Annotated in this window: 23 protein-coding genes; 21 read left to right on the top strand and 2 right to left on the bottom strand. The window is 68.0% G+C overall.

Features of this window, described 5'->3' with window-relative positions:
• Positions 1-156 (bottom strand): hypothetical protein, encoded by a 156-nt coding sequence (locus H7K45_RS17965; RefSeq protein WP_263997244.1) that lies wholly within the window; start codon positions 154-156, stop codon positions 1-3.
• A gap of 113 nt (positions 157-269) precedes the next feature.
• Between H7K45_RS17965 and H7K45_RS17960 the strand changes: the two genes are divergently transcribed.
• From H7K45_RS17960 to H7K45_RS17880, 17 genes are all read left to right on the top strand, one after another.
• Complete coding sequence (locus tag H7K45_RS17960) at positions 270-740, top strand: hypothetical protein (protein WP_263997243.1); 471 nt, start codon at positions 270-272, stop codon at positions 738-740.
• 64 nt (positions 741-804) lie between these two features.
• Entirely contained in the window at positions 805-1,320 is a 516-nt protein-coding gene (locus H7K45_RS17955; RefSeq protein ID WP_263997242.1) for a hypothetical protein, read from the top strand.
• A gap of 117 nt (positions 1,321-1,437) precedes the next feature.
• The gene (locus H7K45_RS17950; protein WP_263997241.1) at positions 1,438-2,886 is read left to right on the top strand and encodes a catalase; all 1,449 of its coding nucleotides are present in this window, start codon (positions 1,438-1,440) and stop codon (positions 2,884-2,886) included.
• A gap of 182 nt (positions 2,887-3,068) precedes the next feature.
• Positions 3,069-3,599 carry a hypothetical protein gene (locus H7K45_RS17945; RefSeq protein WP_263997240.1) on the top strand — a complete coding sequence of 177 codons (531 nt, stop codon included), beginning with the start codon at positions 3,069-3,071 and terminating at the stop codon, positions 3,597-3,599.
• A 42-nt stretch (positions 3,600-3,641) separates the two neighbouring features.
• Entirely contained in the window at positions 3,642-4,073 is a 432-nt protein-coding gene (locus H7K45_RS17940; RefSeq protein WP_263997239.1) for an organic hydroperoxide resistance protein, read from the top strand.
• Positions 4,074-4,076: 3 nt separating this feature from the next.
• Positions 4,077-4,721, top strand: a complete 645-nt coding sequence (locus H7K45_RS17935; protein WP_263997238.1) for a sensor domain-containing protein — start codon at positions 4,077-4,079, stop codon at positions 4,719-4,721.
• Positions 4,722-4,860: 139 nt separating this feature from the next.
• Positions 4,861-6,126 carry an ergothioneine biosynthesis glutamate--cysteine ligase EgtA gene (gene egtA / locus H7K45_RS17930; RefSeq protein WP_372512574.1) on the top strand — a complete coding sequence of 422 codons (1,266 nt, stop codon included), beginning with the start codon at positions 4,861-4,863 and terminating at the stop codon, positions 6,124-6,126.
• On the top strand, positions 6,123-7,430 hold the full coding sequence (gene egtB, locus H7K45_RS17925; protein WP_263997237.1) for an ergothioneine biosynthesis protein EgtB: 1,308 nt from the start codon (positions 6,123-6,125) through the stop codon (positions 7,428-7,430). Before egtA ends, egtB begins: the two co-directional genes overlap by 4 nt.
• 1 nt (position 7,431) lies before the next feature.
• Positions 7,432-8,118, top strand: a complete 687-nt coding sequence (gene egtC, locus H7K45_RS17920) for an ergothioneine biosynthesis protein EgtC (RefSeq protein ID WP_263997236.1) — start codon at positions 7,432-7,434, stop codon at positions 8,116-8,118.
• 2 nt (positions 8,119-8,120) lie between these two features.
• Positions 8,121-9,086, top strand: coding sequence for an L-histidine N(alpha)-methyltransferase (gene egtD / locus H7K45_RS17915; RefSeq protein WP_263997235.1), 966 nt, complete (start codon positions 8,121-8,123; stop codon positions 9,084-9,086).
• Positions 9,083-10,165 carry an ergothioneine biosynthesis PLP-dependent enzyme EgtE gene (gene egtE / locus H7K45_RS17910; RefSeq protein WP_263997234.1) on the top strand — a complete coding sequence of 361 codons (1,083 nt, stop codon included), beginning with the start codon at positions 9,083-9,085 and terminating at the stop codon, positions 10,163-10,165. Before egtD ends, egtE begins: the two co-directional genes overlap by 4 nt.
• A 163-nt stretch (positions 10,166-10,328) precedes the next feature.
• On the top strand, positions 10,329-11,621 hold the full coding sequence (mdo, locus tag H7K45_RS17905) for an NDMA-dependent methanol dehydrogenase (RefSeq protein WP_263997233.1): 1,293 nt from the start codon (positions 10,329-10,331) through the stop codon (positions 11,619-11,621).
• Positions 11,621-12,760 (top strand): AAA family ATPase, encoded by a 1,140-nt coding sequence (locus H7K45_RS17900; protein WP_263997232.1) that lies wholly within the window; start codon positions 11,621-11,623, stop codon positions 12,758-12,760. Before mdo ends, H7K45_RS17900 begins: the two co-directional genes overlap by 1 nt.
• Before the next feature lie 8 nt (positions 12,761-12,768).
• On the top strand, positions 12,769-14,292 hold the full coding sequence (locus tag H7K45_RS17895) for a VWA domain-containing protein (protein ID WP_263997231.1): 1,524 nt from the start codon (positions 12,769-12,771) through the stop codon (positions 14,290-14,292).
• A gap of 149 nt (positions 14,293-14,441) precedes the next feature.
• Positions 14,442-15,635 carry an iron-containing alcohol dehydrogenase gene (locus H7K45_RS17890; RefSeq protein ID WP_263997541.1) on the top strand — a complete coding sequence of 398 codons (1,194 nt, stop codon included), beginning with the start codon at positions 14,442-14,444 and terminating at the stop codon, positions 15,633-15,635.
• A complete protein-coding gene (locus tag H7K45_RS17885) occupies positions 15,632-17,041 on the top strand; it encodes a MadS family sensor histidine kinase (protein ID WP_308206417.1) in 1,410 nt (469 codons plus the stop codon). Before H7K45_RS17890 ends, H7K45_RS17885 begins: the two co-directional genes overlap by 4 nt.
• A complete protein-coding gene (locus tag H7K45_RS17880; protein ID WP_263997230.1) occupies positions 17,031-17,687 on the top strand; it encodes a MadR family response regulator transcription factor in 657 nt (218 codons plus the stop codon). The genes H7K45_RS17885 and H7K45_RS17880 overlap by 11 nt, the downstream gene beginning before the upstream one ends.
• Before the next feature lie 4 nt (positions 17,688-17,691).
• Here the strand turns inward: H7K45_RS17880 and mftM are convergent, their stop codons facing one another.
• The gene (gene mftM / locus H7K45_RS17875) at positions 17,692-18,513 is read right to left on the bottom strand and encodes a mycofactocin oligosaccharide methyltransferase MftM (protein WP_263997229.1); all 822 of its coding nucleotides are present in this window, start codon (positions 18,511-18,513) and stop codon (positions 17,692-17,694) included.
• A 201-nt stretch (positions 18,514-18,714) separates the two neighbouring features.
• Here mftM and mftA point away from each other — a divergent pair, with 201 nt between their 5' ends.
• From mftA to mftD, 4 genes are read left to right on the top strand one after another with little or no spacing between them, the layout of a single operon-like run.
• Positions 18,715-18,819, top strand: a complete 105-nt coding sequence (mftA, locus tag H7K45_RS17870; RefSeq protein ID WP_263997539.1) for a mycofactocin precursor MftA — start codon at positions 18,715-18,717, stop codon at positions 18,817-18,819.
• Positions 18,820-18,822: 3 nt separating this feature from the next.
• Complete coding sequence (gene mftB / locus H7K45_RS17865) at positions 18,823-19,083, top strand: mycofactocin biosynthesis chaperone MftB (protein WP_263997228.1); 261 nt, start codon at positions 18,823-18,825, stop codon at positions 19,081-19,083.
• On the top strand, positions 19,080-20,261 hold the full coding sequence (gene mftC, locus H7K45_RS17860; protein WP_263997226.1) for a mycofactocin radical SAM maturase: 1,182 nt from the start codon (positions 19,080-19,082) through the stop codon (positions 20,259-20,261). The genes mftB and mftC overlap by 4 nt, the downstream gene beginning before the upstream one ends.
• The gene (gene mftD / locus H7K45_RS17855) at positions 20,261-21,442 is read left to right on the top strand and encodes a pre-mycofactocin synthase MftD (RefSeq protein ID WP_263997538.1); all 1,182 of its coding nucleotides are present in this window, start codon (positions 20,261-20,263) and stop codon (positions 21,440-21,442) included. Before mftC ends, mftD begins: the two co-directional genes overlap by 1 nt.
• Position 21,443 lies beyond the last annotated feature (1 nt).

Raw genomic sequence — 21,443 nt, 5'->3', positions numbered from 1 at the left:
CTACGTCTCGTCGGCCACCTGGTGGCGATCCTGGTGACCCGCCGGGGCCTCGGGATCGATCGTCGGATCGTCGAGTTGGTCCTGCATCTCGCGCTGCTCCTCGGTGGCCTCGGTGGCGTCCACGGGGTTGGCGGGTGCGTCGGATCCTGGTTCCATGCCGTAGGTGGTTGCCCAATCGGCATGGCGCAAACCTGCCGCACAGTGGATTCACGAGGGAACACGGCCGTAGGTGGTGGCGCAGTCCCGGATGCGACGACGATCATTGAGGCATGAGCCAACCACTCGACTATCCCGGTGACGCACCGACCGGCCCGCACACGGCGGTCCTTCCGGACGGCCACTATCAGCAGGCCCCACAGGGCGTTGCCTACCCGTCCTTCGCGCCACCTGGTGCCGGCGTGCAGCAGATGCCTCCGGCCAAGCCCAACCGGCTGAACAAGGTGGCGGCGTGGATCGGCATCGCCGCCGGGTCGCTCGTCATCGTTGCCGTGCTGTTCGGTTCCGGGTTCTACCTTGGTCGCGAGACAGCCCCTCAGGTGCCCGGTGCCGCGTCGGGCGGCGTAGACCAGGGCGGCCCGATGATCGTGCCGATGCCGCGCGGCCAGTTCGAGCGGCCCGAACCCGGGCCTGGGATCGTCATCCCCAACGGGCCGACGTTCCAACTGCCGAACATCTTCCCGCAGTTCCCGATGTCGCCTCAGTCGCCGACGACGCAGGTGCCCGGTCAGCCGCCACGGTGATGCTCATAGCGTCTTCACACGCGTTTCATCGGCAATGCATCATGATCGCGATCACGATCGTCTGATGAGGGAAACAGAGTCGTCATCCGAGGGCGCCACGGGTCCCGTCCAGACCCCGGCCACCGCCGCACCCGTCGTCGTTCGTGACCAGGACGTACACGAGAGAGAGGTTCGCGACCGAGACCTCGACGACCGGCCCCGCCGCAGCAGGCTCACCACCGTTGCCGCGTGGGTCGGCATCGTCGCCGGGACCGTCTTCGTCGTCGCGGTCGTCTTCTTCTCCGGGTTCGTGATCGGGGCGAGCGTCGGCGGTGGCCACGGCCACCACCACGGTGACCACCACAGCCGAATGGACGACCGCGAGGGCGGTGGACCACGACACGGTGAATTCGGCCCCGTCGGCCCCGTCGGCCCCGTCGGCCCCGGCGGTCCCGGCGGTCCCGGTGGCTTTGGCGGTCCCGGTGGCCCCGGCCCTGGCTTCCAAGGCGGACCAGGCTTCCAGGGCGGTCCCGGCGGGCCCGGTGGTGGCGGTCAGGGCCAAGGTCCGGGTTTCGTTCCACCGACGCAGCCCAGTCGATAGCCTCGATCGCGGGCGACGAGTGTGCCCGGCGCGTCGTGGGTATACCAGCGGCGTGGTGCGTGAAGAAGATGCGGCCCAGCCCCGAGTGGCCGCAGCGCCCCGAGGATGGATGGGTACATGACCGAGAAGATCGCAACCACGGACGGCGGCGCGCCGATCCCCAGCGTCGAGCACTCGCTCACGGTTGGGCCCGACGGGCCGATCCTGCTTCAGGATCACTACCTGATCGAGCAGATGGCCAACTTCAACCGCGAGCGCATCCCGGAGCGGCAGCCACATGCCAAGGGCGGCGGCGCATTTGGTCACTTCGAGGTGACCAACGACGTCAGTCAGTTCACCAAGGCGGCGGTCTTTCAGCCCGGCGCGAAGACCGAGACGGTGATGCGGTTCTCCACCGTCGCGGGTGAGCGCGGGAGCCCAGACACCTGGCGTGACCCGCGCGGGTTCTCGTTGAAGCTGTACACGACCGAGGGCAACCTCGACATCGTCGGCAACAACACCCCGGTGTTCTTCATCCGCGACCCCATGAAGTTCCAGAACTTCATTCGCAGCCAGAAGAGGATGGCCGCCAACAATCTTCGCGATCACCACATGCAATGGGACTTCTGGACGCTGTCCCCGGAATCGGCACACCAGGTGACCTGGTTGATGGGCGACCGCGGCATCCCCAAGACCTGGCGGCACATGAACGGGTACTCCAGCCACACCTACAGCTGGGTCAACGCCAACGACGAGCTGTTCTGGGTGAAGTACCACTTCAAGACCGACCAGGGCATCGAATTCCTCACCCAGGACGAGGGCGACCGGCTGGCTGGCGCGGACGGCGACTACCACCAGCGGGATCTGTTCACTTCGATCGAGGCGGGCGACCACCCGAGTTGGACGCTGAAGATGCAGATCATGCCGTTCGAGGACGCCAAGACCTACCGGTACAACCCGTTCGATTTGACCAAGGTGTGGCCGCACTCGGACTACCCCTTGATCGACGTGGGGAAGTTGACGCTGGACCGCAACGTGGTGGACTACCACGCGCAGATCGAGCAGGCGGCGTTCGAGCCGAACAACATCGTGCCGGGGACGGGCTTGTCCCCTGACAAGATGCTGCTGGCCCGGGGGTTCTCGTACTCCGACGCGCACCGCGCGCGACTTGGCGTGAACTACAAGCAGATTCCGGTCAACGAGCCCAAGACCGAGGTCAACGCGTACTCCAAGGACGGCGCCATGCGGATCAAGCTGGCCACCGATCCGGTCTACGCGCCGAACTCCATGGGTGGACCAGTCGCCGATCCCAAGCGGGCGGCCGAGGTGCACTGGGCCTCCGACGGTGACATGGTTCGCACGGCGTACGCGCTACGGCCCGAGGACGACGACTGGGGTCAGGCCGGCACGCTGGTGCGGGAGGTGCTCGACGACGCCGCCCGAGAACGCCTGGTGAGCAACATCGTCGGCCACGTGCTCGACGGGGTGAAGGAGCCCGTTCTGTCGCGGGTCTTCGAGTATTGGACCAACATCGACTCCGAGATCGGCAAGAAGGTCGAGGAGGGCGTGCGCGCCGGCGACGGCTAGATCCTCAATCGACTGTGAATCTGGCGGCACATCACTCAGGTGGTGTGCCGCCAGTGTCACATTCGGGACGCGACACGCCGGTGTGAATCCCAAAGCTGTGATTTACGTGGGGTCTGTGAGACTATTGAGAACTTTGGGGAACGTGTGGCGACAGCTCCCAATTCGTGACAATGTCGCTATCCATGACACGCGGGCGGGTAGTGATAGTCGCGGCGGTCGGTGCGGTGCTCGTGCTCCTGACGGCGGCCTGCTCGACGCCGGCCGCGCCTCCGGAACGCGGGTTGGCGAAGGTGTTCTCCGTCGGCGACTGCGTCGCCATTCCGTCGGACTCTCCCGATGCGCCAACCACCCTGACCGCCGACAAGGCGTCATGCGCCGCGGATCCGAGCTACACCGTCGGCGCCATGGCCGACGAGTCCGGCGTGTGCCCAAGCGCCGAATATCAGCACGTGCCAACGCAATTCGCCGACCCGTCGACCACACGCCTGTGCCTGGTGCCCAATTTGGTCGCCAACCACTGCTACGTAATGGACATGCCGATTGGCATGTTGGAGCTCGCCGATTGCGCTGAACGCGGTCAGAAGGGCCTGTTGGTTCAGGTCACCCAGCGGCTCGACGTTCGCGACCAGCAGGCCTGTCCCGCGGCGGTCGGACACTACGCCTGGCCATACCCGTCGCCGCCTCGCACGTACTGCACGCTGACGATCTTCTGACGGCACGCGTCGTCGGTCGCATCAGCTGGCATGATCGTCCGCATGAGCATCGACGTCGTCTACACCGCAGAATCCACGTCCACCGGTGGGGGGCGCGACGGCCACGTCTCGTCGGCCGACGGCAAGATCGACCTCGACACCCGCCCCCCGAAGGAGATGGGTGGCAGCGGTGAGGGCGTCAACCCCGAGCTGCTCTTCTCGGCCGGGTACTCCGCGTGCTTCCTCGGCGCACTGCGTCTGGTCGCCAAGAACGAGAAGATCGACATCGACGACGCCAGCGGTATCACCGCTCGGATCGGCTTCGGCAAGGACTCCGAGGGCGGCTTCGGTCTGACCGCGCAGCTCATCGGTTACCTGCCCGGGCTCGAGCAGAGCGTGGCCGACGACTTGATGGAGAAGGCCCACGGCGTGTGCCCGTACTCCAAGGCCACCCGCGGCAACATCGAGGTCACGCTGACGGCCAAGGTCGTCTAGCCGATGCGCAGGGGCGCCGGCATGACGATGATCGCCGTCACGACGGCCGTCGTCTTGGCCCCGGTCGCCGGCGCACGACCGTCCGATCCAGGCGTGGTGTCCTACGCCGTCCTCGGCAAGGGTTCGGTGGGCAACGTCGTCGGCGCACCGATGGGGTGGGAATCGACCTTCACAGCTCCCTTCCAGGGCTATTACGTTGACCTGCCCGTCTGTAACAACTGGGCCGACATCGGCCTCCCCGAGGTCTACGGCGATCCCGACCTGGCGTCCTTCAACGGCGCCGTCGCCCAACGCGCACAGGACGACGACACCAACCTGGTCAAGCAGGCCGTTGGCGTCTTCGCGACCACCGACGCCGCCACCAGGGCGTTTCACCGCGTCACCGACAGGACCGTGGGGTGCGCCGGTCAGACGACCGCCATGCACCTCGAGGACTTCACCACCCAGGTCTGGTCATTCTCCGGCGGTGCGCCGACCGATCGCGACGCGGTGTGGGTCAAACAGGAGGCGGGTACTGATCGACGGTGCTTCATTCAGACCAGGTTGCGCGAGAACGTTCTGCTACAAGCGAAAGTCTGCCAACCTGGCAACGGTGGCCCCGCGGTGAACGTGCTGGCTGGGGCGATGCAGAACACTCTGGGTCAGTAGCAAGTCGATGATGTTCGCCCGGATGAGCAGCCAAGGGGCGAATGGATCGACCGGATTTGTCGGTTCCTTCACAGAAGATGGTGCGGACGACTCTTGAGCCGAAGGGGTCGCGTTGACTGCCGCGAACCGAGCCGGAGGGATGGTTGACGTGACCACCACCGAAGACATGTGTCGAGTCGAGCTTGCCGACTCCGAGGACGCGGCTCGTCGGATCGAGGCTGACTGCCTCCGCGACGGACCTGTCGGCCGCGTCGGTCTGGAGATCGAGGCGCACTGCTTCGACCTGGCCGACCCCCTGCGCCGCCCGGGCTGGGACGAGCTGTCCGCGGTCATCGCCCGTGTGCAGCCCATGCCGGGTGGCAGTCCGATCACGGTCGAGCCGGGAGGGGCAGTCGAGCTGTCCGGACCACCCGAGGATTCGGTGGTGGCCGCGATCGCCTCGATGCGAGCTGACCGGACCGTCCTCAACGAGGCATTCTCCGAGCACGGGCTGGGGCTCGTGTTGCTCGGCGCAGATCCGCTGCGGCCGCCGCAACGGGTGAACCCCGGTGACCGGTACCGCGCCATGGAGAAGTTCTTCGCCGCCAGCGGCACGGTCGACGCCGGGGCGGCGATGATGACCTCCACGGCGTCGGTGCAGGTCAACCTCGACGCCGGCCCGCGCAGCGGCTGGGCCGACCGCGTCCGGCTCGCGCACGCCCTCGGCCCGACGATGATCGCGATCTCGGCAAACTCTCCGCTGCTCGACGGTGAGCCGTCCGGCTGGCGCAGCACCCGGCAGCGGGTGTGGAGTCGTCTCGACGCCGCGCGCTGTGGCCCAGTGTTGGGTGCCAGCGGCGGCGACCCGGCCGACGACTGGGTGAGCTACGCCCTCAAGGCGCCGGTCATGCTGGTCCAAGGCGCCGAGACCGTCGCCATGACCGAGGTCGTCCCCTTCGCCGACTGGGCCGACGGTCGGGCCCTCCTCGGGGGGCGGCGCCCGACGGCCGCCGACTTGGACTACCACCTCACGACGCTGTTCCCGCCCGTGCGGCCGCGCGGTTTCCTCGAGATTCGCTATCTCGACAGCACGCCGGACGACGTCTGGCCCGCGGTGGTGTTCACGTTGGCCACCCTGCTCGACGACCCGGGGGCAGCCGAGGTGGCCACGGAGGCCACCGAACCCGTCGCCACCGAGTGGGATCTGGCCGCCCGCGTCGGACTCGCCGACGAGCGTCTGCGTGCGTCGGCGCTGCGCTGCGTGCGCACCGTTGCCGAGCTGGCGCCGCCCGAATTGCGCGCCCCCATGCAACGACTGACGCGCCAGGTGGAGTTGGGCCGCAGCTCGGCCGACGACTTCACCGACCTCGTCGCCGGCAGCGACGTGCCGGCTGCGGTCAGTCGACTGGCGGGTATGACGGCGTGAGCACCAAGGAGGCACTCGCCAGGCAGCTCACCTCGGCCAGGGAACGCACGCTCGCGCTCGTCGAGATCGACGACGCCGAGCTGCTGCGTCAGTACGACCCGCTGATGAGTCCCTTGGCATGGGATCTGGCGCACATCGGTTGGCAGGAGGAGATGTGGCTGTTGCGTGGCAACGACCCGCGCCGGCCGGGCCTGCTGGAACCGGCGGTCGAGCGGCTCTACGACGCGTTCGAGCATTCCCGCGCCAGCCGCGTCAACCTGCCGCTGCTGCCCCCCACCGACGCGCGGTCGTTCGTGCGCACCGTGCGCGGCAAGTCGCTCGACGCGCTGGAGGCGCTGCCGGAGCACGACGGTATCGGCGTCGACCCCGCGTTCGTGTTCGGTCTGGTGATCAGCCACGAGAACCAGCACGACGAAACGATGTTGCAGGCCTTGAGCATTCGCACCGGACCGCCGATCCTCAGCCGGGGTACGCCCCTGCCGCCGGGCCGTCCTGGTGTCGCAGGTACCTCGGTGCTCGTCGAGGGCGGGCCGTTCGTCTTGGGCGTCACCGCCGCCGAGGAACCCATGTCCCTGGACAACGAACGGGACGCCCACGTGGTCGACGTCGGGCCGTTCCGGATCGGGCGGGTTCCGGTGACCAACGGCGAGTGGCTTGATTTCGTCGACGACGGCGGATATCACCAATCGCGATGGTGGTCCGAGGCGGGCTGGAAGCATCGGCAAGCCGCCGGGTTGACGGCACCGAAGTTCTGGAATCTGGAGGCGGGCACGCGAACTCGCTTCGGGTACACCGAGGACGTACCGCTCGACGAACCGGTGCAGCACGTGACCTTCTACGAAGCCGAGGCCTACGCCGCGTGGGCCGGCGCTCGGCTGCCGACCGAGATCGAATGGGAGAAGGCCTGCGCCTGGGATCCCGAGCGTGGGGTACGCCGCCGATTCCCCTGGGGCGCAATCGAACCCGGACCCGCACTGGTCAACATGGGCGGCGAGGCGCTGCGGCCGGCACCCGTGGGGGCCTACCCGGCCGGGGCGTCGGCCTATGGTGCCGAGCAGATGCTCGGCGACGTGTGGGAGTGGACGACGTCCCCACTGCGACCGTGGCCGGGTTTCACCCCGATGCTCTACGAGCAGTATTCGAGCCCCTTCTTCGAGGGAACCGGGTCGGGCGACTACCGGGTGCTGCGTGGTGGCGCGTGGTCGGTGGCCGCCAACATCGTGCGGCCCAGCTTCCGCAACTGGGACCATCCGATCCGCAGACAGATCTTCTCGGGTGTGCGACTCGCATGGGACGTGGGTTGAGGTGTGCCGTCATCTGGGCTGGCTGGGTGAACCGGCATCGGTCGCCAGCCTGATCCTCGACCCGCCGAACGGCCTTCTGGTGCAGTCCTATTCGCCGCGTCGGCAGAAGCACGGCACGATGAACGCCGACGGCTGGGGCACCGGCTTCTTCGACGGGGACGCTCCGCGGCGATGGCGAAGCGCGGCGCCGCTGTGGGGTGACGTCTCGTTCGCCTCGGTCGCACCGGCGCTACGCAGTGAATGCGTCGTCGCCGCGGTCCGCTCGGCCACCGTCGGCATGCCGATCGAACCGTCGGCCTCGGCACCGTTCACCGACGGGCGCTGGCTGCTGTCGCACAACGGCGTCGTCGACCGGTCGGTGCTACCCCTGTCCCCGGCCGCGGAGTCCACCGTCGACAGCGCGCTGCTGGCCGCGTTGATCTTCCAACGTGGTCTGGACTCACTCGGTGAGACCGTCGCCGAGGTCGGCGCGGCAGATCCCAATGCTCGGCTGAACATCATGGCCGGCAACGGGTCTCGGCTGCTGGCGACGACGTGGGGCGACACCCTGGCCATCCTGCGTCGCGACGACGGCGTCGTGGTGGCCAGCGAACCCTATGACGACGACCCCCGCTGGGAGGACGTCCCCGACCGTCACCTCGTGGACGTGTCGCCCGGCTCCGTCGAACTGATTCCACTGAAAGGCTAGTCATGACCGTGTCCCTGTCGAACTACCTCGAAGCCGACGCCGCGGCCCGCGCCCTGCGGCGTGACGTCCGCGACGGGCTGACCGCCTCGCCGAAGACGTTGCCACCCAAGTGGTTCTACGATGCCCGGGGTAGCGACCTCTTCGACCAGATCACCCGGCTGCCGGAGTACTACCCGACGCGGGCGGAAGCGGCGATCCTGCGGGCCCACGCCGCCGACATCGCGGCCGCCTCCGGTGCGGACACCCTGGTGGAGCTGGGCAGCGGCACCTCGGAGAAGACGCGCATCCTGCTCGACGCCATGAACGAGGCGGGATCACTGCGCCGGTTCGTGCCGTTCGACGTCGACGCGACGATCCTGGAGTCGGCGGGCGCCGCCATCTCGGCGGAGTATCCGAGGGTCGAGATCGACGCGGTCTGCGGGGACTTCGAAGAGCACCTCGGCAAGATTCCCCTGGTCGGGCGCCGGTTGGTGGTGTTCCTGGGGTCGACGATCGGCAACCTCACGACCGGACCGCGCGCGGAGTTCCTCGCCGCGCTGGCCGACACACTGCAACCGGGGGACACCCTGCTGCTGGGTACCGACCTGGTCAAGGACACCGGCCGACTGGTCCGCGCCTACGACGACGCGGCCGGGGTGACCGCGGCCTTCAACAAGAACGTGCTGGCCGTCGTGAACCGCGAACTCGGCGCCGACTTCGACGTCGACGCATTCGACCACGTTGCGCTCTGGAACGACGACGAGCTGCGCATCGAGATGCGGCTGCGCGCGAACGCCGCGCAGCGGGTCCGGATCGACGACCTGGACCTGACCGTCGACTTCGCGGCAGGGGAGGAGATGCTCACCGAGGTGTCGTGCAAGTTCCCCCCGGAGGCCGTCGCCGAGGAGCTCGCCGCCGCCGGTTTGCGACGCATCGCGTGGTGGACCGACGACGCCGGGGACTTTGGGCTCTCGCTCGCGGTCAAGTGAGCGACCTCGCCGACCAGTGGCGCGCGGCCCGGCCGCCGACCGCGGGCGTGCACCTCGACAGCGCCGCGTGTTCGCGGCAGTCCTACGCTGCCGTCGCGGCCGCGGCCGCGCACGCCCGTCACGAGGCCGAAGTCGGCGGGTACGTCGCCGCGGAGGCGGCTGCCCCCGCGCTGCAGGCCGGTCGAGCCGCCGCCGCGGCCTTGACGGGTTTCAGCGCCGACGACGTCGTCTTCACCACCGGCGCCACGCACGCACTCCGGATCCTGTTGAGCGACTGGCGGGGTGGCCGGGTGGTCGCGTGTCTACCCGGTGAGTACGGGCCGAACCTCGCCGTCATGCAGCGGCACGGCTTCCAACCCGTCGCGTTGCCTGCCGACGAGGAGGGCCGGCTCGATCCCGACGCCGCCGCCAGGGCGCTGACCGAGGATCCGCCCGCGCTGGTGCACCTAACCATGCTGGGCAGCCATCGCGGCATCGTGCAGCCCGTGGCGGCGATGGCCTCGACGTGCCGGGATATCGGCGTCCCCCTGGTCGTCGACGCCGCCCAGGCGTTTGCGCACGTCGACTGTGCCGACCTCGGCGCCGACGCGGTGTACACGTCCTCCCGCAAGTGGACCGCAGGACCACGCGGGGTCGGGATGTTGATCAGCAGGCCCGGGTTGCTGACCGATCAGGTCACCACCGAGCTGTCCGACGCCGAAGTCAACGTCGCTGCGCAACTTGGCCTTTCGGTTGCACTCGGTGAGCACGTCGCGGCGGGGCCGCCGCTGATCCGGGAACGGCTTGCCGACGTCGGCGCGCGGACGCGCACCGCGCTGGGGGAGGTGCCGGGCTGGCGGGTCGTGGAGCCCGTTGGCGAGCCGAGCGCCATCACGACGCTGACCCCACCCGACGGCGTCGACCCGCTGCAGGTGCGGGCCCGGCTGATCGCCGAACATCGCATCCTGACCACCTGCGCGGGTGTCGTACGTGCGCCCAAGGAGATGACGCGGGCGGCGCTGCGGGTGTCCCCGCACGTCGACGTGACAGACGATGAACTCGAGTTGCTCGCGGCGGCGCTGGTGGCCGTCGGCTCTTAGGGCCGACTGAAGGTCCTACCCGATCGGGCAGGCGGGTACTGCCCGGTCGTCCCGACTCGTGCTGCCCGAGCATTCGGACTTCGCGCCAACGCGTTCCCCGGCTTCGGACCGCCTGCCTACCTTGATGGTCACGCGCAGCGCGTCACGGACGAGAGGATCAGTCATGAAGGTCGAAGACCTACTCAAGCCCTTCCCCATCAAGGAGTTTCACCCCTTTCCCCGCGCCATGATGGGCCCCGGCGCCCACGAGATGGTCGGCCCGGAAGCCCTCAAGATGGGGTTCAAGCGGACGCTGCTGATGAGTTCGGGCCTGCGCGGCACCGACATCGTGCACAACATGGCGGAGTCCTTGAAGTGGCACGGCCTCGAGGTGGTCGTGTACGACCAGGTCGAGTCGAATCCCAAGGACTACAACGTCATGGACTCGGTGAAGCTGTATCAGGAAAACGAGTGTGACAGCTTCATCTCCATCGGCGGCGGCTCCACACACGACGCCTGCAAGGGTGCCCGCATCTCGGTCGCGCACGACGGTCGCAACGTCAACGACTTCGAGGGTTTCAACATGTCCGAGAATCCGAAGAACCCTCCGCACATTGCGATTTCGACCACCGCGGGCACCGGGTCGGAGACGTCCTGGGCCTACGTCATCACCGACACCACGACCGACCCCGACAACCCGCACAAGTACGTGGCCTTCGACGACGCGTCCGTGGCGACGCTGGCCGTCGACGATCCGGTGCTCTACTACAGCTGCCCCGTCGACTACACCGCCCAGTGCGGGTTCGACGTGCTGGCGCACGCGTCGGAGCCCTACGTGTCCCGGCTCAACTTCGAACCCTCACTCGGAAACGCGATCCGGGCCATCAAGCTCACTGCCGAGAACCTGCGCGAGGCCACCTGGAATGGCGAGGACCTGGCTGGCCGCCAGGGCATGATGTACGCGCAATACATTGCGGCACAAGCATTCAACTCCGGTGGTCTGGGGATCATCCACTCGATATCGCACGCGGTCAGCGCCTTCTACGACACCCATCACGGTCTGAACAACGCGATCGCCCTGCCTCGGGTGTGGGCGTTCAACATGCCGGTTGCCTACAAGCGTTTCGCCGACATCGCGCAGGCCATGGGCGTCGACACCTACGGCATGACCGACGTCCAAGCCGCCGACGCCGCCCTGGCCGCTGCGATCCGGCTGTTGCGGGACGTCAACATCATCGAGAAGTTCACCGACGTGAAGCAGGACAGTTACTCCAAGAACCGCTTGGGCCTGGGACCGACCGCCTACTACGAAAACGCGCCGGTGATCAAGGGCGACAAGGCCGACGTCGACCGCATCACCAACCACGTACTCGGTGACGCCTGCACGCCGGGCAACGCCAAGGAGTGCACGTTCGACCTCGTCCGCCCCGTGGTCGAACACTGCATGAACGGTGACCTCGACGATCTTCTGTCCTGATGCTGGATTCCGTAGAGCAGGTTCGCGAGGCGCTCGGCCGCGAGGGCTACATCGCCGACGAGCCCTTGGCCACGACGGTCTTCCTGCAGACCATGCTGCAGAAGCCGCTGTTGATCGAGGGGCCCGCCGGTGTCGGCAAGACCGAATTGGCCAAGGCGCTGGCGGCCGCGACCGGCCGCCGGCTGCTGCGGCTGCAGTGCTACGAGGGGCAGGACGAGACGAAGGCGCTCTACGAGTGGGACTACGGCAAGCAACTGCTGTACACCCAGATTCTGCGGGAGAAGATCGGCCAGCTCGTGGCCGACGCCGCCGACCTCGACGAGGCCGTCGACCGGATCGGGAAGCAGGAGAGCGTGTTCTTCTCCGATCGGTTCCTGGCCCCTCGCCCGCTGCTCGAAGCGGTGCGGTCGGAGGATCCGGTGGTGCTGCTCATCGACGAGATCGACCGTGCAGACGAGTCGCTCGAAGCCGTCTTGCTGGAACTGCTTGGGGAGTACCAGGTGTCGGTACCCGAGATCGGTACCTTCACCGCCAAGCATGCGCCGTACGTGATTCTGACCTCGAACAACACCCGTGATCTGGCGGCCGCCCTCAAGCGTCGCTGCCTGCACTCCTTCCTCGACTACCCCTCGGCCGAGCGCGAATTGGAGATCATTCGCGCCAAGGACACCGGACTGGCCGAGTCGCTGGCGGCGCAACTCGTCGACGTGGTCCGCGGTCTGCGTGATCTCGACCTGCGAAAGTCGCCGAGCATCTCCGAGACCATCGACTGGGCTCGTACCCTGGCGGTGCTCGGCGTCGGCGAGCTCTCGGCGAAGGTGTTGTCGGACACGGTGTCGGTAGTGGTCAAGTACGACAAGGACGTTCGCAAGGCGCTCGACGCACTGCCCAGGCTCGTCGATCCCAATGCGACGGTACCCACCTCGCTCCGCAACGGGCACGACCACGGGCACGGGCACGGGCACGGACACGACCACGCGCACGACCACGGGCCGGGCGGTCACGACCACGCGTCCCCGGACGCCGAACCGGACGGCCCGGCCATCCGGCAGGCCAAGGACCGGCCCGGCCGGTTCGGCGACGGGTACTACGGCACGCCGAAGAAGAACGCCGCACTCGGCCGTCGTCGGCCCTTCTAGGAGAAGGCGTGGAAGCGACCCTGCACCGTTTCGTGCGACTCCTGCGGCTGGCGGGTCTTCGCGTCTCGATCCCCGAGGCGCTCGACGCGATGCGGTGCGCCGGCCAACCGGGCGTGCTGACCTCCCGGACCCTCCTCCGCATCGCGTTGCAGGCGGCGCTGGTGAAGGACCAGCGTGACGAGCCGGTGTTCACCGAGATCTTCGACGCGTTCTTCTCGTTGATCCGCGTGGGTGACGACGAGGGGGCCGGCGGACACGGACACGGCCACGACGAGCTCGTCGACTCCGGTGAACTCGAGTCCTTCACGCTGTCCGACGAGCCAAGCGACACACCCGAGGAAGGGCACGAGCACGGCAAACCAGCCAGCATCCGGGACTACTTCAAACAGGAAGACCTTGCCCAGCGATACAACCTGCACCAGGAGGCCAACAAGATCGACCTGGCCGCGCTGACCGACCAGATCGTGTTCTCCAAGGAGAAGGTCGGCGAAGACGCGAATGCCTACCGCGTGGAGTTGTCCGCCGCCCGACTGCACGGCGCGGGACCGCCGGGAACGCTGGCCTCGGGCGCAGCCACCAGCGTCGACGCCTCCCTGACCATCGCCGAACAGGACGCCCTGCTCGGCTGGCTGAATCAACTCGACGAGGACGAGGGCGGTGACGAGGGGGATGCCGCGGCCCTGCGGCGGCGGTTGACCGGGGTGTTGGAGAACCTCCCCGAGGCGCTCAAACGCCACCTCGAGGCGCTGCTGGCACTGGAGAACGTGATCGTCGAAGCGCGGGCGATGCGGGAGGCGAGCGTCGAGCGCATCGGCGAGGTCGAGCGTGCCGAACTCGAGGAGTCGCTACGGCGGTTGGCCCGAAGCCTGCACGGTGCGCTGACGCCGCGGCGCCGCGACGCTGCGGGCGGCCGGGTCGACTCCGGGAGGACCATGCGGCGCAACATGCGCTTCGACGGCATCCCGTTCGTCCCCGTCACCGTGCGACGGGCCGAAGACCGCCCTCGATTGGTCGTCCTGGCCGACGTCAGCCTGTCGGTCCGGGCCACGTCGCGGTTCACCCTGAACCTCGCGCACGGTCTGCAGGACGCGTTCACCCAGGTGCGGTCGTTCGCGTTCGTCGCGCGGGTCGCCGAGACCACCGAACTGTTCCGCCAGCATCCTGGCGACCGGGCGTTGGGCATGATCTTCGGCGGAGACGTCCTCGACGTCGACGCGAACTCCGACTACGGACGCGTCTTCGGCGACTTCATCGCCGAGCACGCCTCGGCGGTGACGCGGCGCACGACCGTACTGGTGCTTGGCGACGGCAGGAACAATGCCGCCGACCCCAACGTGCACGCGTTCGAAGAGATTGCCCGCCGGGCTCGCGAGACGGTCTGGCTGACACCGGAACCGCGGTACTCCTGGGGTCTCGGCAGCTGCGACCTTCCCCTCTACGCCGAGCACTGCAACCGGGTCAGGGTGGTCAGGGACGTCGGTGGGCTCGAACGCACGGCGTTGGAGTTCGCGGCGGCAGCGGTGCGCCGATGAGCACCGGTCGGCCGCGGTTGGACGAGGCGCGGGCAGGTCGTAGGGTGGATTCGACGTTGTTGCCTGAGTCACACTCGGTGTCTCGGCCGAGTGTCGTGCGAGGCGGAATCGTGGCGAATCTGGAGCGGGTACGTCCCCCGGCGACGCCACTGCGACACCCCGAGCACCGGCACGACTCCGGTGACCTCGCCTCGGGCCGGGTGCTGAAGTTCCACGCACCCGAGATCGTCTTCGGAGTCGACTCGATGGTCGAGGCCGCGCACGCGGCACTGCGGCTGGGTGCGTTGCGTCCGATGCTGGTCACCGACGCCGGGCTCATCGAAGCGGGCTGGGTCGACGAGATGACGGCGCACCTCAGGGAGCAGGGCGTGGAGGCACGGGTGTGGAGTGACCTCACCCCGAATCCGAAGGATCACGAGGTCGCCGCCGGCCACGAGGTGTACCGGTCCAACGGATGCGACGTCCTGGTCGCCGTCGGCGGAGGATCGGTGATCGACGCCGCCAAGGGTGTCGCAATCCTGGCCGCCAACGGCGGAGACATCCTCGACTACGAGGGCGTGGACCGGGCCGTCATGCCCATCCCGCCGCTGGTGGTGGTGCCGTCGACGTCGGGTACGGGCGCCGACGTCTCCCAGTTCTGCATCGTGACCGACACGACCCGCAACACCAAGATCACCATCCTCGGCCGCTCGCTGGTCCCCGACATCACCGTCATCGATCCCCGCTTGCTCACGACCATGCCCGAATGGCTCAACGCGGCAACCGGTTTGGACGCGTTGACGCACGGCATCGAGGCATTCGTGTCGCTCGGTCACAATCAGCTCACCGACCACCACGCGCTACGGGCGGTTCAGATGGTGACCGACAACCTGGTGGCCACCATCGACCGGCCCGAGGACATGTCGGCCCGAGTCTTGATGGCCCAGGCCGCGTTGGAGGCGGGGCTGGCGTTCACCAACGCCATCCTCGGCGCCGCACATGCGATGAGTCATCAGGTTGGCGGACTGCTCGACCTGCCTCATGGCGTCATCAACGGGGTGCTGCTACCCCACGTCATCCGGTTCAACGCCGAGGACGATCCACAGCCCTTCCGCGCCATCGCCACCTACCTCGGGATCGTGGATCCGCGTGCGCCGGCGGCGGAAGCCGCTCTCGCCCTGGCCGATCGCATCGAATGCCTCGCGGTGCGCGTCGGTGTGCCGCGGGGTCTGGCTCAGCTCGGGGTGACCGACGCCGACCTGCCACGGCTGGCGGCGGCCGCCCTTCAGGACGCCTGCATGACCACCAACCCGCGGCAGGCCGACGCGGATCAGATCCAGGCGCTGTTCCGGGCTGCGATGTGACGTCGGAACTCTCGCGCGCGCCCGACCGTCGGCCCGACCTGGAGCGGTTGACCGGGGTACGGTCCGGCAAGGGCACCTTCTATCCGGAACTGCGCATGGCCGCTCAGCGGCTGGACCGGGTCGTGGCGGCCTTCGACATCATCTCCCGCGCCCTGGTGCAGACCACGGAGGGCCCGGAGAACCTGGTGCGGGCCGTCGCCGAGGCGGCCCGCGTCCATCTCGACGCCGAGTGGATCTTGATGGCTTTGGCCGACGGCGCACTACCGGAGGCCAGTCCGCGCCACCTGATCTTGGATTCGGCCGGAGTGGCGTACGCGTTCGAAGGCGTCTCCGGCGCGATGGACCCCGGACCGCACCTACCCGACGCCGTGCTCAACCGGCTCAACGACATCCTGCGCGGACAGCTGGCGCAGTTTCGGCTTCCGGTGATCGAGCGTCGACACGCCCACGTCCCAATCGAGCTCGACGGCAACGTTATCGGCGCATTCTCCGCGTGGACGCCGCACAGTCGCGTGCTCGACGGTTCCGACGAGGTGGTGATGCGAATCCTGTCCAGCCAGACCGCCGTCGCGCTGCAGAACTGTGCCCTGTTCAGCAAGTCGCAGGCGTTGCTCGCCGAATCCGAGGCGCGCAACGCCGAACTGCTGGCCACGCAGCGAGAACTGGGTGCGGCCCAGCGCCACCAGGTGCTCGATTCCGAACGCCACCGCATCGCACGGGAATTGCACGACAGCGTGGCTCAGACGGTGCTCTCGGCTGGGATGCAGATCGAGGTGTGCCGGGGTGAGCTGGAGACCGCAGGGGCCTCGGGCGATCTGATCGAACGGCTCGATCTGGCCAAGGACCTGAGTCGCTCCGCCGTCGAGCAACTCCGGTCGGCGATCTATGCGCTGAACCATCCGGGCGATTCCCGCCGTTCCAGCCTGCCCGAGATGCTCGATCAGCTGGCCACCGTGCACATGCCAGAAGACCTTCGGGTGACGCTCAGGGTCGTCGGCGTGCCGACGGAGATGCCGAGCGACGTGGAGCACGCACTGCTACGGATTGCCGGTGAGGCCCTCTTCAACACCGCAATGCACGGACATGCCAGCCGGGCCATCGTCCGGCTGACCTACTCATCGGCGACGGTGACGCTGTCCATCGCCGACGACGGCACCGGCGAACCCGAGAAGCTGCGAATGATGTTGCGTCTGAGCGATGCCGGAGACGTCGACGGCCATCACCGCGGATTGGCCAACATGCTGGCGCGCGCCCGTGAGCACGGCGGCACCCTGGAGGTGCTGCGGTCACGCATCGGGGGCGTCCGGGTCGTGGCCACGGTGCCCTCACCCACCGTGCCGTCGACCAGCGTGCCGTCGACCAGCGTGCCCTCACCCATCGAGAGGACGGCCGAACATGACGACTGACGTCACCACCGCCACGATCAGGCTCGTGCTGGTCGACGACCATGCGATCCTCCGGGAGGGACTGCGCTCGGTGTTGGAGCGTCAACCGGGTCTGATCGTGGTGGGGGAGGCGTCCTCCGAGGCCGAGGCGATCGCCGTCGTGGGAACGACGAGCCCCGACGTGGTGCTTCTCGATCTCAAGCTGTCGGCAGGCTCGGAATACGAGGGATTGTCGTTGTGCGCCAGGCTGTCCGCCGCGCACCCTGGGATCGGGTTGCTGGTGCTGACCACCTTCCTCGACGAGGATCTGGTGGTGCGCGCGGTCCACGCCGGCGCACGGGGGTACGTCGTCAAGGACGTCGACACGACCGAGTTGGTGCGTGCGATCCGCGCCATCTCGGCCGGGGACAGTGCATTCGACTCGCGAAGCGCTGCCGCCGTGGTGCGCTCGATGTCCGGGCGAGCCGACACCCACGAGCAGCTGACCGACCGCGAGCTCGAAGTGTTGCGGCTGTTGGCCACCGGGTCGTCGAACATCCAGATCGGCGAACAGCTCTACATCTCGGCGACCACCGCGAAGTTCCACGTCAGCAACATCATGCGCAAGCTGGAGGTCAGCAGGCGGGCCGAGGCGGTCTACGCCGCGAGCAAGCGAGGGTTGATCTGAGGGTTCAGCGGTCGAGAACCAGCCACCCGCCGTGATATTCGTGCACCGTGGCCCGGATGCCGGCGGCCCGCCATGCGGCGGCAATCTCCTGGAGCGCGTCGAGGTCGAAGCGTTGCACGTGCCCGTAGCACGCGCGCGGCACGTCCTCGAACGGCACCGCGACCACGACCCGACGACGCGTCAGACGCACGGCCTCGTCAAGGACCGCCGCGGACGCCGTCGGATCGAGGTGCTCGAGGAGATGGAGCACCGTGACGGTGTCGGCCACGCCGGCCGGCAGGGGCACTCGAGCCGCGTCGCAAACCACGGTGCGGATCGGGCGCCCCAGCCGTGTGCTCGTGCGGTCGAGTAGATCCATCGTCGGTGCGCTGAGGTCGGTGGCGGTGACGTCTAGGCCGTCACCGGCCAAGCGGAGCGGGAAGAATCCGAAACACGAACCCAGGTCGACGACGCGGCGGCCCACCACCAGTGCCGCCGCCCGCCGGTGGACGGGGGCGAAGGACGCGCAACCGGACTCCAGGCGGTGCAACGAGTTTCGGTAGAACACCCGCCATGCGCCGTCGGGATCGCCGTCGGTGGCGACGGACTGCACGATGCCGGTGAACACTGATTCGAACTCCGGCTGACCGCGCAGCACGCCGACGTCGTCGAGCTCGGCGGCCAACAGCACGGCCAGCTCGTCGGAGATCTCGTCGGGGGTCAGATCGTGTTCGACGGCCAGCCCTTCACGGGTTCGGCGGGTGCAGAACCGTGGCGTACACAGCGTGGCGATACCCGGATGCGCGACGTGCGGTCCACGGCCGCGGGTCACACGGACGCCGGACATGGTCGGCAGGGTGATCATGGCACCGGCCCCTCGTTAGATGTTGTCGGTCAACGCTATTGAGGTATCCGTCGAGGCGCCCGACCCGAGCGGACCGCATGTGCGACCCGTCCGGATGGGCAGGTGACTGCCCATTCGGCGAGTACCGCCGGTGACGCCGGCTGCCCTAGCGTGATGCTGACCCCGATCGCCGAGGAGACCACGATGGACCACACCGAAGACCCCCAAAACCATTCAGCAGCAGAGACGCTCGTCGACGAGGTACTGGTGGAAGAAGTCTCGATCGACGGCATGTGCGGGGTGTACTGACCCATGTTCGACCTCGACGTCCGCTGGCGGCTGCATCCGCAGGTGGCGGTGCGGCCCGAACCGTTCGGCGCCCTGCTGTATCACTTCGGGACCAGGAAGCTCTCCTTCCTCAAGAACGCCGGCGTGGTGGAGGTGGTGACGCTGCTCGGTCAGCACTCGACCGCGCGAGATGCACTGCGGGCAGCAGGCGTCGAGGGTGAGCCGGCCTACCGGAAGGCCCTTGCCACGCTGGTGGAATCGCGCATGCTGGTGCGTGTTCCGTGACCGCCGTGCAGCCCGTTCCGCGCTTGGTCGAGCAGTTCGAGCGGGGTTTGGATGCCCCGATCTGTTTGACGTGGGAGTTGACCTACGCGTGCAATCTGTCGTGTGTGCATTGCTTGTCGTCCTCGGGCAAACGCGATCCGCGGGAGCTGAGCACGCGGCAGTGCATGGACGTCATCGACGAGTTGCAGCGCATGCAGGTGTTCTACGTCAACATCGGCGGTGGTGAGCCGACGGTGCGATCGGACTTTTGGGAGTTGGTGGACTATGCCACCGCGCATCAGGTGGGGGTGAAGTTCTCCACCAACGGGGTGCGCATCGACGAGAAGGTGGCCGCGAAGTTGGCGGCCAGTGATTACGTCGACGTGCAGATCTCGTTGGACGGGGCGACTGCGGAGGTCAACGACGCGGTGCGTGGTCCGGGGTCGTTCGCGATGGCGATCCGGGCGTTGGAGAATTTGTCGGCGGCGGGTTTCGCCGATGCCAAGATCTCGGTGGTGGTGACCCGCCACAACGTCGGGCAGCTCGACGAGTTCACGGCCCTGGCCGATCGGTACGGTGCGACGTTGCGGATCACCCGGCTGCGTCCGTCGGGTCGGGGTGCCGACGTGTGGGACGAGCTGCATCCGACGGCGGCCCAGCAGGTGCAGCTCTACGACTGGTTGGTGGCCCACGGCGAGGGTGTGTTGACCGGGGATTCGTTCTTCCACCTCTCGGGGCTGGGACAGCCCGGCGCGTTGGCGGGGCTGAACCTCTGCGGTGCGGGGCGGGTGGTGTGCCTGATCGACCCGGTGGGGGACGTCTACGCCTGCCCGTTCGCCATCCACGACCGGTTCCTCGCGGGAAACATTCTGTCCGACAGCGGCTTCCAGAACGTCTGGCAGAACTCGAAGCTGTTCGCCGAGTTGCGTGAGCCGCAGTCGGCGGGGGCGTGTGGCAGTTGCGATCATTACGACGGGTGCCGTGGTGGGTGCATGGCGGCGAAGTTCTTCACCGGTCTGCCGTTGGACGGACCCGACCCCGAATGCGTGCAGGGCTACGGCGAACCCGCCCTGGCCCGCGAACGTCGCATCCCCAAGCCGGCCGTAGACCACTCGCGGGCCATCCCGCTGACCGTGATCACCAAGAAGCCACGACGAATGTGCGACGACAACCCGCTGACGACCGGAGGACTTCGATGATGGGCACGACCGGTTGGTTCGAGACTGTCGCCGAAGCGCAACGGCGGGCCGCCAAACGGCTACCCAAGAGCGTCTACAGCGCGTTGGTCGCGGGTTCGGAGCGAGGCATCTCGGTCGACGACAACACCGCGGCGTTCGCCGAGCTGGGCTTCGCGCCGCACGTCGCCGGACTCTGCGCCAAGCGCGACACCTCGACGACGGTCATGGGACAGTCGATTTCGCTGCCCGTCTTCATCTCACCGACCGGAGTGCAGGCCGTCCACCCGGACGGCGAGGTGGCGGTGGCCAGAGCGGCGGCGGCCCGTGGCACGGCGATGAGCCTGTCGTCCTTCGCCAGCAAGCCGGTCGAGGACGTCGCCGCGGCCAACCCGCAGACCTTCTTCCAGATGTACTGGACGGGTAGCCGCGACGAGCTGGTGGCGCGCATGGAGCGGGCCAGGGCGGCCGGCGCGGTCGGCCTCATCGTCACGACCGACTGGAGCTTCTCCCACGGCCGCGACTGGGGCAGCCCGTCGATCCCGGAACGGATGGACCTGCGCGCGATGATTCGCTTTGCGCCAGAGGGGATCGCGCGGCCTCGATGGCTGTTCGACTTCGCCCGCGCCGCCAAGGTGCCCGACCTGACTGCACCGAACCTGTCCTCGGATGGCGGCCCGGCGCCGACGTTCTTCGGCGCCTATGGCGAATGGATGCAGACGCCGCTGCCGACATGGGAGGACATCGCCTGGCTTCGGGAGCAGTGGGGTGGGCCGTTCATGCTGAAGGGCGTGATGCGGGTCGACGACGCGAAACGTGCCGTCGACGCCGGAGTCTCGGCGATCTCGGTCTCCAACCACGGCGGCAACAACCTCGACGGCACGCCCGCACCGATTCGCGCGTTGCCGGCGATAGCGGACGCGGTCGGCGGTGACGTCGAGGTGGTTCTCGACGGCGGCGTCCGCAGGGGCGGTGACGTGGTCAAGGCGTTGGCGCTAGGAGCCCGAGCGGTGATGCTCGGTCGGGCATACCTCTGGGGGCTGGCCGCCGGCGGCCAGGCCGGCGTGGAGAACGTCCTCGACATCATGCGCAGCGGGATCGACTCGGCGCTCCTGGGCCTTGGCCACTCGTCGATACACGACCTCGGCCCGGCCGACCTGCTGATCCCGAACGGGTTCGGGCGTGATCTGGGAATCGACGCCTGAG

It is taken from the genome of Mycobacterium yunnanensis (assembly GCF_025823185.1).
GTDB lineage: Bacteria > Actinomycetota > Actinomycetes > Mycobacteriales > Mycobacteriaceae > Mycobacterium > Mycobacterium yunnanensis.
The sequence above is the reverse complement of the archived record's forward strand: the minus strand, read 5'-3'. Positions and strand labels throughout refer to the sequence as shown.